The organism is Proteocatella sphenisci DSM 23131, from assembly GCF_000423525.1.
Taxonomy (GTDB): domain Bacteria; phylum Bacillota; class Clostridia; order Peptostreptococcales; family Filifactoraceae; genus Proteocatella; species Proteocatella sphenisci.
Map to the genome: position 1 here is coordinate 22,466 of NZ_AUID01000014.1, position 15,836 is coordinate 38,301.

Below are 15,836 nucleotides of genomic sequence, written 5' to 3' on the forward strand. Positions count from 1 at the left end.
AGGTCTTTTTGTTGTTTTTGTTCTTAAGTTAGATTAAGATATTTAAATCCTATTTTGAAGCCATAGCTTTATAATTTTCATATCTTTCATTAGCAGCATCTTCTGCTCTTGCAAATAATTCTTCTGCTATTTCTGGGAATGCAGATGTTAGAGAAGTATATCTTACTTGCTTGTTAAGGAATTCTCTAAAACTTGCAGTAGGTTCTTTTGAATCTAGTGTAAATGGATTCTTACCTTGCTCTTTAAGTTCAGGGTTAAATCTGTATAAATGCCAGTATCCAGACTCAACTGCCTGTTTAGTATTAGCTTGAGTTCTTCCCATTCCTTCTTTAAGTCCGTGATTGATACATGGTGAGTATGCAATTATTAGTGATGGTCCATCATACTTCTCAGCTTCAAGTAGTGCTTTTTGTAACTGATTCTTATCTGCTCCCATACCAACTTGTGCAACATATACATAACCATAAGTTGTTGCTATCATACCAAGGTCTTTTTTCTTAACTTTTTTACCTGATGCAGCAAATTTTGCAACAGCTCCGATAGGAGTAGCTTTTGAAGACTGTCCTCCTGTGTTAGAATATACCTCTGTATCAAATACAAGTATATTTATGTTTTCTCCTGAAGCTATAACATGGTCAAGTCCACCGTATCCGATATCATATGCCCAGCCGTCTCCACCAAATATCCATACTGATTTCTTAATAAGGTAGTCTTTCTTGTCAAGAATCTCCTGAGCAAGTTCTTTAGCTTCGCCTTCTACTGTAGGAAGTATTTCAAGAAGTTTAGCTGAAGCAACTTTGCTTTCATCAGCATCACCCATAGAATTTACCCATGCATTAAGTGCAGCTTTAACTTCGTCAGTAACATTCATGTCTTGCATCATAGTTGCAACAGTTTGAATTCTTGCTCTCATAGCTTTGATTGCAATAGCCATTCCGTATCCATATTCTGCATTATCTTCAAATAATGAGTTTGCCCAAGCTGGTCCTTTGCCTTCAGCATTTTTTGTATATGGAGTTGAAGGTGCTGATCCACCCCAGATTGATGAACAACCTGTTGCGTTTGCTATAACCATTCTGTCTCCGAACAGCTGAGTTACAAGTTTTGCATATGGTGTTTCTCCACAACCAGCACAAGCTCCTGAGAACTCAAGAAGTGGCTGTACAAACTGACTACCCTTTACAGATTTAGCATCCATAAGGTTTCCTTTGTATCCAACTTTTGTATTTAATGCGTTATAATTTTCCTGCTCATTTAACTGGCTGTCAAGTGGTTTCATTTCAAGAGCCTTAACTCCTTTTTTACCTGGACATATATCAGCACAGTTTCCACATCCAGTACAGTCAAGTGGACTTACTTGTATCTTATATTGAAGTCCTTCTAATCCTTTACCCATAGCAGCAAGTGTAGCTACATCGCCTACAGATGTTTTTTCTTCGTCAGTCATAAGGAAAGGTCTTATTACAGCATGAGGACACACATATGCACACTGGTTACATTGGATACAATTTTCTGGATTCCATTCAGGTACATTTACAGCTATACCACGTTTTTCGTATGCAGCTGTTCCATGTGGGAATGCTCCATCTTCTCGGCCAACAAATGCTGATACAGGAAGTTTATCTCCTTGCTGAGAATTCATAGGGATAAGAATATTCTTTATAAATTCTGGAACTTCATATTTGCTATCTTTGATTTCAGTCTCTACTGCATCTTTCCAAGAAGCTGGAACATCAACTTTAACAAAATCAGTTTGACCTCTGTCTACTGCAGCAAAGTTCATATCAAGAATTTTTTGTCCTTTGTTACCGTATGACTTAACAATTGACTCTTTAAGATACTTAGTAGCATCTTCAACTGGGATAACTTCAGTTAATTTGAAGAATGCACTTTGCATTATCATATTTATTCTAGTTCCAAGACCAATGTCTTCCCCTATTTTTGTAGCATTTATAGTGTAGAACTGAATATTGTTTTCTGCAATATATTTCTTTGTATCTGCTGGAAGGTTAGCGTCTAACTCTTTAGCATCCCATTTACAGTTAAGAATAAATGTTCCACCTTTTTTAAGTCCTTCAATTACATCATATTGATTAACATATGATTGATTGTGACATGCTATAAAATCTGCTTCATCAATTAGATATGTTGATCTTATTGGAGTGTTACCGAATCTAAGGTGAGAAACAGTTATTCCACCAGATTTTTTAGAGTCATAAGAGAAATATCCCTGAGCATACATGTCTGTATGGTCTCCTATGATTTTTATTGCTGATTTGTTTGCACCAACAGTTCCATCAGATCCAAGACCCCAGAATTTACATCTCTTAGTTCCAGCAGGAGCAATATTAACTTTGTCTCCTATTGGTAAAGATAATCCTGTAACGTCATCAACTATAGAAATAGTGAAATTGTCTTTTGGCTTGTCAGACATTAAATTTTTGAATACTGTAAGAAGATGAGTTGGAGTAGTATCTTTTGATCCTAGTCCATATCTTCCGCCTACTATAACTGGCGCATTTTCTCTTCCGTAGAAAAGTGATTTAACATCTAGGTATAGTGGTTCGCCAATTGCTCCTGGCTCTTTACATCTATCTAGTACCGCTATTGATTTTACAGTTTCAGGTAATACATCAAAGAAATACTTTGATGAGAATGGTCTGTAAAGATGTACTTTTATTACACCTGTTTTGTGACCTTTTTCATTTAAGTAGTCTATAGTTTCTTCAAGTGACTCAGTTACCGATCCCATTGCTATAACAATATGTTCTGCATCAGGAGCTCCATAATAATTGAAAGGCTTGTAATCTCTTCCAGTAACTGCAGTAATTTCTTTCATATAATCCGAAACTATATCAGGTAGTGCATCGTAATAACTATTTGATGCTTCTCTGGCTTGGAAGAATATGTCTGGATTTTGAGCTGTTCCTTTTGTGTATGGATGCTCTGGGCTGATTGATTTACTTCTAAAGTCCTTTATTGCTTCTTTGTCTACTAAACGATCAAATACATCATAATCCATTGCTTCTACTTTTTGTATTTCATGAGAAGTTCTGAATCCATCAAAGAAATGTACAAATGGAATTTTAGATTTGATTGAAGCAAGGTGAGCAACTCCACCTAGATCCATAACCTCTTGAACAGAACCTGTTGCAAGGAAAGCAAACCCAGTTTGTCTAGCAGCCATAACATCTGAATGATCTCCAAATATTGAAAGAGCGTGACCAGCAAGCGCTCTGGCACTTACATGGAATACACATGGAAGCATTTCTCCAGCTATTTTGTACATATTTGGTATCATCAGTAGAAGTCCCTGAGAAGCTGTAAAAGTAGTAGTCAGTGCACCAGCTGATAGTGATCCATGAACTGCTCCTGCTGCTCCTGCCTCAGATTGCATTTCTGTAACCTGAACTTCTTGACCAAATATATTTTTCTTTCCATTAGCTGACCACTCATCAACCAGCTCTGCCATTGTTGACGATGGAGTGATTGGATATATAGCAGTAACATCAGTAAAGGCATAAGATACATATGCTGCTGCCGTGTTACCATCCATAGTTTTCATAACTTTAGACATATTATTTCCTCCTAATATTAAATTGTTTATTTTGTGATTTTTATTACTTCTGCAAAATCTCCATTTGATAATCCGGCCGAATTACCTTCTTCGATATCTATGTGCATCTCTAAGGCATAATCTGGACTAACACGTACTAAAACATTTTTGAAAATTACGCCTCTGTCGCCTGATGTCTCTACGTTTACAATGTCTTTATCCTCAAGGCCAAATTCAGCTGCATTGTCAGTATGCATATGGATATGTCTTGATGCTACGATTACTCCTTCAGACTTTTCAACCGTTCCATTAGGACCAATTAATTTGCATCCAGGGGTATTCTCGATTTTACCAGATTCTCTCACTAAAGGACTTACCCCAAGCGACCTTGCATCTGCAAAAGATATTTCAACCTGTGTGTTAGGTCTTACTGGGCCAAGTATTCTTACTTTTTTTAAAGTACCTTTTGGGCCTTCTATGTCTACAACTTCATCTGCAGCATATTGACCTGGTTGAGATAAATCTTTTTTATGAGTAAGCTCATAATTTTGACCAAACAGTATATTTAAATCTTCTTTTGATACGTGAAGATGTCTGTTTGACAAACCTACATTAACTTTCATCAATTAACTCTCCTTTTAAATATAATATAACCAACACATATATTATACAACTTAAATTTAAGAATATCAAATTTATTTTTAGATATTCTTAAATTATCAAACAAATATAATTATAAATTATTTATATACTTGATTTTGAATAAACAATTTATAACAATTGACAATAAATTGTTCATTGGATTGAAAATTGTGAAATTTAGAAATTTTTAATAAGTACAATCATCATGTCATCTATTTCGTCATCATCTCGATTTATTATGAACGTTTTTATAGCTTCCAGAATATCATTGCATATCATCTCACTGTCGCTGTATTTATTTGCTTTTAATATTTCAATAATGTTTGATTCTTTGTATGTCTGGCCATTTATATTCGTGTTCTCATATATACCGTCAGTATACATAAAGAGTACTGCTTCAGAATCCATATGGTATGTGAATTCCTCATATTCATATTCTGGATCAACTCCTAGTGGTTTACCTCTATCTTCGTCAAGATATGATATACGGTTTTTTTCATAGCTGTAAAGCAACGGTATAGTGTGCCCTGCATTAGCTGAACAGATAGTGTTTTTTTCAAAATCAACCATCATCACTCTACAGGTTATAAACATGCCTGCTGAATCCAGGTCGGAATATATAAGTCTGCTGACATCGGTTAGAATTTTTGCAGGACTTGTGTTTGAACCTTTAACTATCATTTTGAACATACCTTTTAAAAGTGGCACAAAATAGTTTGACATAACACCATGTCCCATTACATCTGCAAAAAATAATAATGCTTTTGACTCATTAAGTTTTATAGCTTCATAATAATCTCCACCGAGTCTGCTTTTAAGTTTATTCCTGTTATCGTTATCACAACCTATTTGATAATTAAAGCTTATCCTCGCTCCACTGAAAAAAGAAATATTGTTTATGCTCATAAGTTGTCTCTGTATTTTAAGCGCTTCGGCGAATTCCTTATTCTTATTTTCCACACTGGATATTATTTCGTTTTTACGGTAAATTTCAATCGTAAGTGCAAGGACTTTGCAAATTTGTAATGTGAGTTCAATATCGTCTTCTGTTAAAAACTCATCATTAGTAAGATAACACGATATCAGACCAAGACAATTATTGTCTGAAACTATAGGGAATATAGAAAACCCGCTATATTCATTCCCTAACATGAGTTGGAGTTCCAAATGCTGGGGGTTTTTGTCGTCTAGTTTTTCGACATAAAAGTAGCATTTGTTTTCTAAAATACTTTCTTTTATGATACTTGGGTATACATCTATAGGTATGTCAAATGAATTTTTGCTTTTCAAATAATCAGTTTCAATTCCGTATTTTTTATGAAATTCCGTTTTAAAGTCAGTGTACAAAATTCTCATCGTATTAATACTTCCAACATTCAACACTCCTATAGATATTCTTTTTAATTTAAGAATATCTACAAGAGTTGGAAGTATACTGTCTTTAGCTTCCATAATTCCTTTTCCCTGTGCAGTGATGTTAAGAATTTCTATTATGGAATTCAAGCGTTTATCATTGATTTCTGTTGACATAAAAATACGTAATAGCTAAATGGTTACAAGCTATTTACCCCCTTAGTTAAGATTTTATATTGAAAAAAACCTAGATGCGTTATCAAAAGTTATTTCTGCTAACTTGTCTGTTGAAATATTGAGTTCAGAAGCTAGAGTTTTAGCTATGAATTCAACATTAGTTGGATCGTTTCTTTTTCCTCTTTTTGGCTCTGGAGACAAATACGGACAGTCAGTTTCAATTAGTATTCTATCTTTAGGTATGTTTTTTATTATTTCTCTTAGTTTTACAGATTTTTTGTAAGTAACTGGTCCTGCAAAAGAAATATACCCATCCATGTCTATATACTTTTTAGCCATTTCTAAACTTTGGCCAAAACAGTGAAGCACAAAAGCTGATTTTTTTTTGTTTGCTTTTATTATGTCATGAGTTTCTTCTGAGGCATCTCTTGAGTGTACTATAAAGGGCAGCTTTAATTCTTCAGAGAGTTCAATTTGTCTTGCAAACCAATTTCTTTGAACATCTCTTGGAGAATGATCGTAATAATAATCAAGACCGATTTCTCCTATTGCAACTACTTTTTCATTAGCAGCAAGTTCCTTGAGATATTCAATATCAGACAATTTACAATTTGAAACATCGTGCGGGTGGATCCCTATTGCAGCATATATAAACTCATATTGCTGAGCAAGTTTGATAGAACTTTCTGATGTTTTTATATCAGCGCCTACATTTACTATTCTCTTTACGTTACTATTTATAATCTTGTCTATCACTTCTTTGCGATCCTCGTCAAACTGTTCATCATCAAGATGCGCATGCGAATCAAATAATTTCATTATCTTACCTCGGATCCATTTTTCACTTTTTCAACTTCAATAACCTCTAAAACAGAATCATCGTCTGTAGCTGCAGATAAAATCATTCCTTCGGAAATTTCACCTCTCAGTTTGACAGGTTTTAAGTTTGCAACAATTACAACCTTTTTGCCTATGAGAGCTTCCGGTTGGTAAAACTTAGCTATTCCTGAAACTATCTGTCTATCTTCATTTCCTACTTTAAGCTTGAATATGAGAAGCTTGTCAGCCTTTGGGTGTTTTTTGCAATCCAGGACTTCTGCTACTCTAAGCTCTACTTTGTCAAAGTCCTCATAAATTATTTCAGCTTTATGTTCAATTGCCTTTTCTTCACATACAGGTGATTCTTCTATTTTTTTCGGAGAAAAAAGATCTTCCAGGAATTGAGTTTCTAATTCAACGTCAAGTCTAGGGAAAAGCATTTCTCCTTTTTTAATCTCACTGCCAGAAACAGTTTTTCCAAATTCAAATACAGATTCATAAGTTTTAAGATCGTCTGGCGTATTTAACTGTTTGAAAATTTTGCCTGCTGTTACATGTAGCATAGGGCTTATCATAACTGCAATTATTCTTAAAGATTCAGCCAAGTTGTAAAGTACAGTGTCAAGTTCACATTTTTTTGATTCATCTTTTGCCAAAATCCATGGCGTCGTTTCATCAATATATTTGTTACATCTTCTTATTAGCTTCCAGATTTCTTCAAAAGCTTCACTGAATTGGAGCCCATCCATAGCTTTATCAACTTGCTTGTGGAGATTAGAAGCAAGTTCAATCAAAGAAGGATCATATGGAGTGCTTGCTCCTATTGAAGGTATCCTTGAATCGCTATATTTTTCTATCATTGATACGGTTCTAGAAAGAAGATTTCCAAGATCATTAACAAGGTCTGAATTAATTCTTGTTATAAAATTTCTGTTTGTATAGTTTCCGTCTTGACCAAATACAAATTCTCTTAATAAAAAGTATTTTAATGCATCAGTTCCATATCTTTGTATAAGTGGTTCTGGATACACTATGTTTCCTTTAGATTTACTCATCTTGTCTTCTGAAAACATTATCCAGCCGTGCCCAAAAACTTTTTTAGGTAAAGGAAGATCTAGTGCCATTAAAAGAGCTGGCCATATTATTGCATGGAATCTGACTATTTCTTTTCCAACAAGATGTACATCAGCAGGCCAAAATTCTTTGAATTTATCAGAGTTACTTGTGTAGCCAAGAGCTGTGATATAGTTGCAAAGTGCATCTATCCAAACATAAACCACGTGTTTATCATTAAATGGTACCTTTACACCCCAGTCAAAAGTTGTTCGAGAGACTGATAAATCATCTAAACCCTTTAGTATGAAATTGTTCATCATTTCATTTTTTCTGCTTTCTGGGAAACAAAAATCGGGATTCTCTTTGTAGTACTTTATAAGTCTGTCCTGATACTTGGACAGTCTAAAGAAATATGATTCTTCACTTCTTTTTTCAACACCACGTCCACAATCAGGACACTTTCCATCTAAGAGCTGAGCATCTGTCCAAAATGATTCGCATGGTATACAATAATTCCCTTCGTAAGATCCAAGATAAATATCTCCTTTTTCATACAATTTGGTAAATATTTTTTCTATCTGTTTTACGTGGTCTTCATCTGTAGTTCTAATAAAATAATCATATGATATTTCCATGGTTTCCCATAATTTTTTTATATCTTCAATCATTCCATCAAGATATAGCTTGGGTTCCATCCCTAATTCCTGAGCTTTTTTCTGGATTTTTTCACCATGCTCGTCAGTTCCTGTTAAAAACATGACATCATAACCTAAAAATCTTTTATATCTTGCTATTGCATCTGCCGCAACAGTACAGTATGTGTGACCTATGTGTAATTTACCGCTGGGATAATAAATCGGGGTAGTTACATAAAATTTCTTTTTTTCCATATAATCCTCCTATTCTCTATCATTTAATAATACAATAGCTTGTGACATAAATCAACAACTTGTAAAAACTAATTTTTCAATCACAACTTAATGAGATGTAATTTGTAACTCAGAAAAATTTGCACATCTGGTTTTTTTTCTATAATTAACAATAAATATAATCGAAATAACTAAGACTATGGATTCAGATACCAAGGGGGCGATCCAAATTCCAAAATCTCCAAATATAAAAACCATAAGCTTTAAAGTTATTACCAGAACAAAGAAACCGCGTGCTAAAGATATCACGATAGCTTCTACTGGTTTTTCCAAAGAAACAAAATATCCAGATATAAGGATATTGAATCCGACAATTAAAAATGATAATGAGAAGAATCTAAAAGCGTTAACAGAATAATTGAAAAAATCCTGGTCACCTTGTCCTATAAAGGCTGATATAATAGCGCTGGTTTTAGATAAACTCATGTAACAAACCAGAATTGAAACAAAAAACAACATTGACATCGCCAGTTTAAAGAATTTTTTACAACTTTCAAAATCAGATTTCCCTAAATAATAACTAACAAGCGGCTGCATACCCTGAGTTATTCCTATCATGGTCATGATTACCAAAAGATTGGCATATGAGATTATAGTATAGGTAATAACACCTTGTTCTCCAATAACCGAGAGTATAGTTTGATTGAATATAAATATTGTAATGCCGGCTGAAAGTTCAGTGAGACTATCAGCTATGCCTAAGGGTATAATCCTTTTGTATATTGATATTTTGATTTCTGAAAGTTTGAATTTTACAAATGCAAGTTTTGATTTCGAACTAAGAAAGTATGACATGAAAAATGCAGTAGAAACAATCTGAGAAATACCAGTTGCGTACGCCGCACCTTTCACTCCAAAATTAAACTTAACAATAAAGATATAATCGAGTACCACATTTGTAAGAGCACTTGATATAACCCCTATTGTTGCAAGTTTTGGAGAGCCATCTGTTTTAACTAAAACTTCAAATTGATAAGATATAATAAAAAACACTGAAAAACAAATTATAATACCCAGGTAATCCATTATCATTTCTTTGGTTGCAGCAGTAGCGCCCAGGAATTCAGACAAGCTTTCAAGGTTTAGTATTGTTAAAACACTTATAGAAAACGACATTATTATAAGAATAAAAGAATTGATAGAGAATGTTTTATTTGCCTGATCCACTTCTTTTCTTCCAAGAGATATTGCAATTATGGTAGAAGTACCGGTAGAAAAAAGCAAAGACAGAGCAAAAATAAAATTAATTGTAGGCATTGCAATGTTTATTGCCGCAAGAGCTTCATGACCCACGTAATTTGCAACAAATAATCCATCTACCATTGTGTATATAGAAAAAACCCACATGGCAGTTATTGATGGAATAGCATAATTCAAGAACACTTTGATATCGGATGTATTCTTTTTACTTTTTTTAGAGATTAAATGATTACTCATAATGCACCTTCTTTTTTTATAATTAGATTTAGTAAAACTTTATGTTATAATTAAGATTATAAACTATAGTACAGTACTAATGTCAATAACTTAAGGAGGTCATTATGAAAGATTATTATAAAATAAATGAGATATCCAAACTATATGGTATTGGCAAAGACTCACTTCGTTATTATGAGAAAATTGGAATTTTAAATCCTAAGAGAGATTACAATGGCTATAGAATGTATGGCTTTTCTGATATTTCCACTCTGAATGTTATTAATGAGCTTAAAAACCTTGGATTTGAAATAAAAAGAATAAAAGCGTTTCTTTCCGAAAGAACTGTTAAATCTACAATGGATATGATGAATATGGAAATACATGAAATAGACAGAAAAATTTTGGAACTACAAGTTCTCAAGAAAATATTAAAAGATAGAAAAAGAAATATTGAAAATGAATACTCTGAGACAAATTTTGGTGAAATAAGAGAAATTTATTTTTCACAAAGGAAATGTGTTCAGCTGAATGATGGAATAATGAGAGATGAAGAGGTTGATTTCATGATAAAGAAACTTCAGGAAAAATACAATAAAAACCTTTATATACTGGGAAACAGTATGATTGGTGCAACTGTAGACTTTGATTTAAGTGAAAAAAAACATTATGATAATCAGGATTTTAAAAATACAGAAGAATTTAGCAAATATGATTCGGTTTTTTGTGTAGTAAATGATGAAAATCATGATTTTATAATTCCAGAAGGTAATTTTTTGTCTGTAAAGTATAAAGGTAATTATAACCAGACGAATCATTATATAATGAAAGCCATTAATTATGCATTTGAAAAAAACATAAAGCTAGAATCTAAACCTTTAGAAATATATCATATCGATGTTCATGAAACTGAAATCATAGAAGAATTTATAACTGAAATACAAATACAGATTTCAAAACAATAAAAAACTAGCAGAAAATTTCTGCTAGTTTTTTATTGTTTTTTATAAATAATTTATATACTTTTTTCTGCTATATCAGTTACCGCAAAGGTTGCAACGTCATCTGCATATTTACCCGGTCCAAATCCGGCATCATATCCAAGTTCTTTAGCAAGTTCATGGTTTATTCTAGGTCCACCACAAAGAAGTACAACTTTTTCTCTTAATCCCTCTGCTTCCAACAATTCTACAAGCTCTGTAAGATTTTGGATGTGAACATTTTTTTGAGTAACTGTTTGCGAAACCAAAAGAACATCAGCATTCAATTCTTTTGCTTTTTGTATAAATTCTTCATTTGTTACCTGGCTTCCAAGATTATAGGCTTCTATCATTTCGTATCTTTCAAGTCCATAATGTCCTGCGAAACCTTTCATATTCATGATTGCATCTATCCCCACTGTATGTGCGTCGGTTCCCGTACTGGCACCAATGACAACAATTTTTCTTTTTATATTAGTTTTGATATATTCGTCTACTTCATGCATATCCATAGTGTCAACTTCAACACTTTGGACAACTATATCATCATAATTCACAGTATGCGTAAGGCTTCCGTATAGAACATAGAATGTATAGTCTTTATCCAGAGACTGACGGTGTACCACGGACGGCTCATCAATTCCCATTTTTCTTGCAAGTTCCTTGGCAGCTTCAACAGATTTCTCTGTATTTTCAACTGGTAAAGTAAAACTAACCTGCAGTTTACCATCATTCATAGTATCTCCATATGGCTTAAGTTTTGTAATATCTAAATTTGTATCTAAATCTTTCTGCGTAGAACATATTCCTGAACTCATTGATGACCTCCTATTTATTTAACATTAGAGCTATAAATGGATTATAATATTTATCATCCTTAACAATAACACCATTTAGACCCTTGCCTCCATCGACTGGTCTCTTTACACCACCAAATATTCCTTTTTCAAGAGTAAGGAATAATCCGTTTTTCTCGATTTCTTTTAATAGATGATTTGCTTCTCTTAAGACATCATTTGCCCTATTTTGCATTAGACCATCTTTTTTAAATTCAATTTCTGAACTTATATCTTCCATGTTGTTAAATATATAACTTGCGTTATCTATAGATAGTGCACGGTCAGACATAAATGGTGTGTGAATTGCTTCAGTCATCATACCAAGAAGATGTAATTTTTGATTAGTCATTATAGTGATCATGTTAAATAATGCGTCTTGTATATGTCCTTTGAAGATATCTCCAGTCATATATTTAGTAGGAGGCATATATTTAAGCGGAGCTTTAGGGAAAATCTCTCTGGCCATTTGTGCCTGTGCCAACTCATAAAGGAATCCATTTTTCATGTCTGGATGCATTTCAAAAGCATGTCCAAGTCCCATTTGTTCTTCAGGCAGTCCAGCAATCAAAGCAAACTGCTCATTTATAAACTGAGATGCAAGTACAGTATGAGCTTCTTCAAAAGCATCTGCTGTAGTTAAATAGTTGTCTTCTCCAGTATTTATGATGACTCCAGCGAATCCATTTATTATTCTTGAGAAATACTGGTCAACCATAGTTCTCTTCATGTTTATATCCCTAAATAATATTCCATATAATGCATCATTAAGCATAACGTCGAGTCTTTCAACAGCTCCCATAGCCGCTATTTCTGGCATACAAAGACCTGAACAGTAGTTGCAAAGTCTTATATACCTTCCTAGTTCTTCACCAATTTCATCAAGTGCAGTTCTCATAAGTTTGAAGTTTTCCTGTGTAGCATATGTTCCACCAAAACCTTCAGTTGTTGCTCCATATGGAACGTAGTCAAGAAGAGATTGTCCAGTTGTCCTAATTACAGCTATTATATCAGCGCCTTGTTTAGCAGCCGCTATAGCTTGAGTAATATCTTCAAATATATTTCCAGTAGCAACGATTACATAAAGATAAGGACCAGTTTTATCGCCAAATCTTTCCAGATAATTTTCTCTGTCTTTTCTATTTTCAGAAATCTTAGAAACGGTATTTTTCGCAATTTCGTCAACCGCCATTTTTATTTCAAATAGATCTCCCATTGGTATTTTAGGCAAATCCAGTTCTTCTGCAGAAACTTTTTCAGCTATTTCTTGTGGGGTGAGTTTATATTTAAGGACAGCATTACCTATGTACATTGCTGCACCAAGTCCTAATGCATTAGAAGCCTGTATATTTTCAACAACTAGATTTGGAAGTGGAACTCCCATATCGTTTACTCCGTCAATTCCCATTAATCTGCATACGGTTCTTTCAACTGTAACCGTAGAATGTTTTTCAATGAATATCTGTGTTTCTTCTGCTATTTTTTTTGAAATTTCTCTTGACTCATTTACTAAATCAAGATTAAGATTTAATTTTCCACTCATCCAGATACCTTCCTTCATTCATTATATTTATATTATGGTTACTTTAAAGACTTTTACTGTCAAGTCCAAGTAATTTAGCTATTTGCAAAGCATTTTGCGGCACTTGATTTTCATTTGTTTCTTCAATGGAATAATCCATATATTCTTGTATTATGTCAAGCGCTTTACCTTTGTTTAAATCTATCATCTGAGCAAGTTTTTCAAAATTAATTTTACTTATACCTACTACTTGAAGATGTTTTATATCCTCATTTGAAATGCCATCAAAATGTGTAGATATAAATGTGTATGAATTCTGTATTTTGAAAAATTCTATTACCGCCTGAAGTAAAATTTTACCCTCATGAGGGTTTGTTCCTCTCGCCAGCTCATCTAGTATTATCAAGCCATCTTTATGTTTACTTGCGGAAATAATCTTTTTTAAATAGATTACCTCTGCTCCAAATGTACTAAGTCCATTTTCCACATTCTGAAGATCATCAGAAATCATATATATGAAATCTACAAGCGGTATTTTAGCGCTTTGAGCATAAACATACATACCTGAGTTTGCAAGCAAGACATTTAGCGTTACAGTTTTCATGCAGATACTCTTACCGCCCATATTAGCACCAGTAAGCAAGGTTACACCTTTATTTATAGTAATATCTAAAGGTGTCATCTTCTTGTTTTTTTTATTCATAATATCGCTATAATATGGATTATAAGTTTTCTTAAGATCCAAAGTTTCAACAACATTTTTGCTTTTGGTTACAAGCGCAATTTCTGGCTTTACAGCATGAGTTGCTTTGAAATGTTTTGCTTTAGCCAGCAAAAAGTCAATATATCCAATTATATTAGTATTGTGAGTAAGAGCATCGGTATATATCTTAATTTTTTTGGTTAATTCTTTTTTTATTTCGAACTCCAATTCATGCTCTTTACTCACTATCTCCATTCTTTCATTAAGGAGAGCGTTTCTATCGTCTGGATTGTTGGTCTGAGCTATCCTTAACTCGAGTTGAGTTCTTTTTAAACGAGTTTCTTTAAGTCCGTCTGAGTATGAGTCATAAATAAAAAAAGTATCAATATTTAAGTTATCTGGATCAAGAATCCTAAATACAGGTTTCACATCTTTGAAATAGATGTCTTCGATGTCAATTCCCGTTTTTGAATATTCAATAGACATATCATTGCACAATTTGGAAAAGGACTTTATTTCAAAGAGTTCAATTTCATCTAAAATATAATTGTTTGAAATTTTTTTAAATGTAGCCCTTATATCTTTGAATTTGCATAGATAAAAACCTATTTCTGATTCACTGCTTTTGTTATCAGTGATGCTTTTTATGAATTTTTCCGTATTATCCAATTCCGTATTAAGCAAATCAAAATTTTGAATCGTAAAAGGTCTTGTGTTATATTTAAGTTCAGTTCCAACGCTTGTTACGGTATTTATACAATTTAAAATATACTCAAACCCTATTTTTTCTTTTTGTTCTTTATTTAAAAATCTCACATCGATTCTCCTTTTACGTCAAAAATAGGTACATCAATATATCTTTGCAAAGAACTTGTTATAAGATCAGAATCAATTGTATAATCTTGTGTTGAAAATGGATTTACTGTAATTGCACAGATATTGATTTTTTCCATAGCTAAAAGTTTTATTTTTCTGTGGTTTAATTTTTCGAGATTTTCCTTGTTAATGAATAATTTTGTTCCATCATCAACTATTATATCAACCTTGCATTTTCTGCTGGTATTTTTTAACAAAGATGTCACAAACGTATCAGTCAAAGCTCCTGATGTATATATAAATTTAGTTTCTAAATCGATTTTTTCTATAACGCTATTTTCATTTCCGACTATTGTAGTGCACTGTGAATAAACTATATTCTCATATTTATCAAATACTGCAAGACAACTGTTATTATTGGAACTGGTATGCTTTAGATCGCTTATGAAATTTCTTATTTTAGAATTATACAATTTATCAATATTAAGCAGGTTGTAAGTCAACACAGTTTCATTTATAAGTTTATTTAGATCATTAGAAAACGATGCTCCAACTGATAAAATAGCTGCTTCTGCAACTGCTGGAGAAGCGAGGCTTTTTCTTGACAGTGCTCCATCAATAAAAACTTTTTCTGCTCCCGCACTATTCATCATAGATATTACTTTTTTCATATCATATGTCGTAGATGGACCCGCAATTTCAACATAACCATCTGTAACCGCCCGCGTTATTATGATTTTACCCAAAGGTGTATTTATGTTAGTCACATTAATAATCTCTAAAGTAGCATCAGAAAGCTTATAACAACTCGCGCTAGTTGCAACAATGGTACCAGCATATACATATATGCGTGGTTTTTTGGTTTGTGTTACACGGTCTACAGTTTCGCCATCTCTTCCAATTGATGACAGACCAAGGGTGTATTTTCCCCTGGTCTTGTCAATGAAATAGTTAAGAGTTGTAGTTTTACCAGCATTTTTCGACATCCCAATAAACGAAATCGAATTATATTTTTCAAGAATCATCATTTC

At 33.1% G+C, this 15,836-nt stretch carries 11 protein-coding genes; 1 reads left to right on the forward strand and 10 read right to left on the reverse strand.

Translation table 11 applies throughout. From position 1 onward, the window contains the following. Nucleotides 1–49: 49 nt before the first annotated feature. The 6 genes from nifJ to G558_RS0106615 form a co-directional block, all read right to left on the reverse strand. Nucleotides 50–3,577 carry a pyruvate:ferredoxin (flavodoxin) oxidoreductase gene (nifJ, locus tag G558_RS0106590; RefSeq protein WP_028829470.1) on the reverse strand — a complete coding sequence of 1,176 codons (3,528 nt, stop codon included), beginning with the start codon at nucleotides 3,575–3,577 and terminating at the stop codon, nucleotides 50–52. A gap of 26 nt (nucleotides 3,578–3,603) precedes the next feature. Continuing rightward, nucleotides 3,604–4,179, reverse strand: coding sequence for a phosphate propanoyltransferase (gene pduL / locus G558_RS0106595; RefSeq protein WP_028829471.1), 576 nt, complete (start codon nucleotides 4,177–4,179; stop codon nucleotides 3,604–3,606). A 196-nt stretch (nucleotides 4,180–4,375) separates the two neighbouring features. Then, complete coding sequence (locus G558_RS0106600) at nucleotides 4,376–5,728, reverse strand: GAF domain-containing SpoIIE family protein phosphatase (protein ID WP_084502841.1); 1,353 nt, start codon at nucleotides 5,726–5,728, stop codon at nucleotides 4,376–4,378. Between the two features lie 54 nt (nucleotides 5,729–5,782). Next, nucleotides 5,783–6,547 carry a TatD family hydrolase gene (locus G558_RS0106605; RefSeq protein ID WP_028829473.1) on the reverse strand — a complete coding sequence of 255 codons (765 nt, stop codon included), beginning with the start codon at nucleotides 6,545–6,547 and terminating at the stop codon, nucleotides 5,783–5,785. Then, nucleotides 6,547–8,493 carry a methionine--tRNA ligase gene (metG, locus tag G558_RS0106610; protein ID WP_028829474.1) on the reverse strand — a complete coding sequence of 649 codons (1,947 nt, stop codon included), beginning with the start codon at nucleotides 8,491–8,493 and terminating at the stop codon, nucleotides 6,547–6,549. The genes G558_RS0106605 and metG overlap by 1 nt, the downstream gene beginning before the upstream one ends. Nucleotides 8,494–8,580: 87 nt before the next feature. Next, the gene (locus tag G558_RS0106615; RefSeq protein ID WP_036931733.1) at nucleotides 8,581–9,969 is read right to left on the reverse strand and encodes an MATE family efflux transporter; all 1,389 of its coding nucleotides are present in this window, start codon (nucleotides 9,967–9,969) and stop codon (nucleotides 8,581–8,583) included. A 104-nt stretch (nucleotides 9,970–10,073) separates the two neighbouring features. Between G558_RS0106615 and G558_RS0106620 the strand changes: the two genes are divergently transcribed. Beyond that, entirely contained in the window at nucleotides 10,074–10,913 is an 840-nt protein-coding gene (locus tag G558_RS0106620) for a MerR family transcriptional regulator (RefSeq protein ID WP_028829476.1), read from the forward strand. A 50-nt stretch (nucleotides 10,914–10,963) separates the two neighbouring features. Here the strand turns inward: G558_RS0106620 and kamE are convergent, their stop codons facing one another. From kamE to kamB, 4 genes are read right to left on the reverse strand one after another with little or no spacing between them, the layout of a single operon-like run. Continuing rightward, a complete protein-coding gene (gene kamE, locus G558_RS0106625) occupies nucleotides 10,964–11,746 on the reverse strand; it encodes a lysine 5,6-aminomutase subunit beta (protein ID WP_028829477.1) in 783 nt (260 codons plus the stop codon). Nucleotides 11,747–11,756: 10 nt separating this feature from the next. After that, nucleotides 11,757–13,307, reverse strand: a complete 1,551-nt coding sequence (gene kamD / locus G558_RS0106630; RefSeq protein ID WP_028829478.1) for a lysine 5,6-aminomutase subunit alpha — start codon at nucleotides 13,305–13,307, stop codon at nucleotides 11,757–11,759. Between the two features lie 43 nt (nucleotides 13,308–13,350). Further along, nucleotides 13,351–14,805, reverse strand: coding sequence for a lysine 5,6-aminomutase reactivase ATPase KamC (gene kamC / locus G558_RS0106635; RefSeq protein WP_028829479.1), 1,455 nt, complete (start codon nucleotides 14,803–14,805; stop codon nucleotides 13,351–13,353). Further along, nucleotides 14,802–15,833 (reverse strand): lysine 5,6-aminomutase reactivase subunit KamB, encoded by a 1,032-nt coding sequence (kamB, locus tag G558_RS0106640; protein WP_028829480.1) that lies wholly within the window; start codon nucleotides 15,831–15,833, stop codon nucleotides 14,802–14,804. Before kamB ends, kamC begins: the two co-directional genes overlap by 4 nt. Nucleotides 15,834–15,836: the final 3 nt, after the last annotated feature.

What these genes read in the sequence shown, in the direction of transcription:
- nifJ (WP_028829470.1), bottom strand. Translation starts at nt 3,577, where the DNA reads ATGTCTAAAGTTATGAAAACTATGGATGGTAACACGGCAGCAGCATAT.
- pduL (WP_028829471.1), bottom strand. Translation starts at nt 4,179, where the DNA reads ATGAAAGTTAATGTAGGTTTGTCAAACAGACATCTTCACGTATCAAAA.
- G558_RS0106600 (WP_084502841.1), bottom strand. Translation starts at nt 5,728, where the DNA reads ATGTCAACAGAAATCAATGATAAACGCTTGAATTCCATAATAGAAATT.
- G558_RS0106605 (WP_028829473.1), bottom strand. Translation starts at nt 6,547, where the DNA reads ATGAAATTATTTGATTCGCATGCGCATCTTGATGATGAACAGTTTGAC.
- metG (WP_028829474.1), bottom strand. Translation starts at nt 8,493, where the DNA reads ATGGAAAAAAAGAAATTTTATGTAACTACCCCGATTTATTATCCCAGC.
- G558_RS0106615 (WP_036931733.1), bottom strand. Translation starts at nt 9,969, where the DNA reads ATGAGTAATCATTTAATCTCTAAAAAAAGTAAAAAGAATACATCCGAT.
- G558_RS0106620 (WP_028829476.1), top strand. Translation starts at nt 10,074, where the DNA reads ATGAAAGATTATTATAAAATAAATGAGATATCCAAACTATATGGTATT.
- kamE (WP_028829477.1), bottom strand. Translation starts at nt 11,746, where the DNA reads ATGAGTTCAGGAATATGTTCTACGCAGAAAGATTTAGATACAAATTTA.
- kamD (WP_028829478.1), bottom strand. Translation starts at nt 13,307, where the DNA reads ATGAGTGGAAAATTAAATCTTAATCTTGATTTAGTAAATGAGTCAAGA.
- kamB (WP_028829480.1), bottom strand. Translation starts at nt 15,833, where the DNA reads ATGATGATTCTTGAAAAATATAATTCGATTTCGTTTATTGGGATGTCG.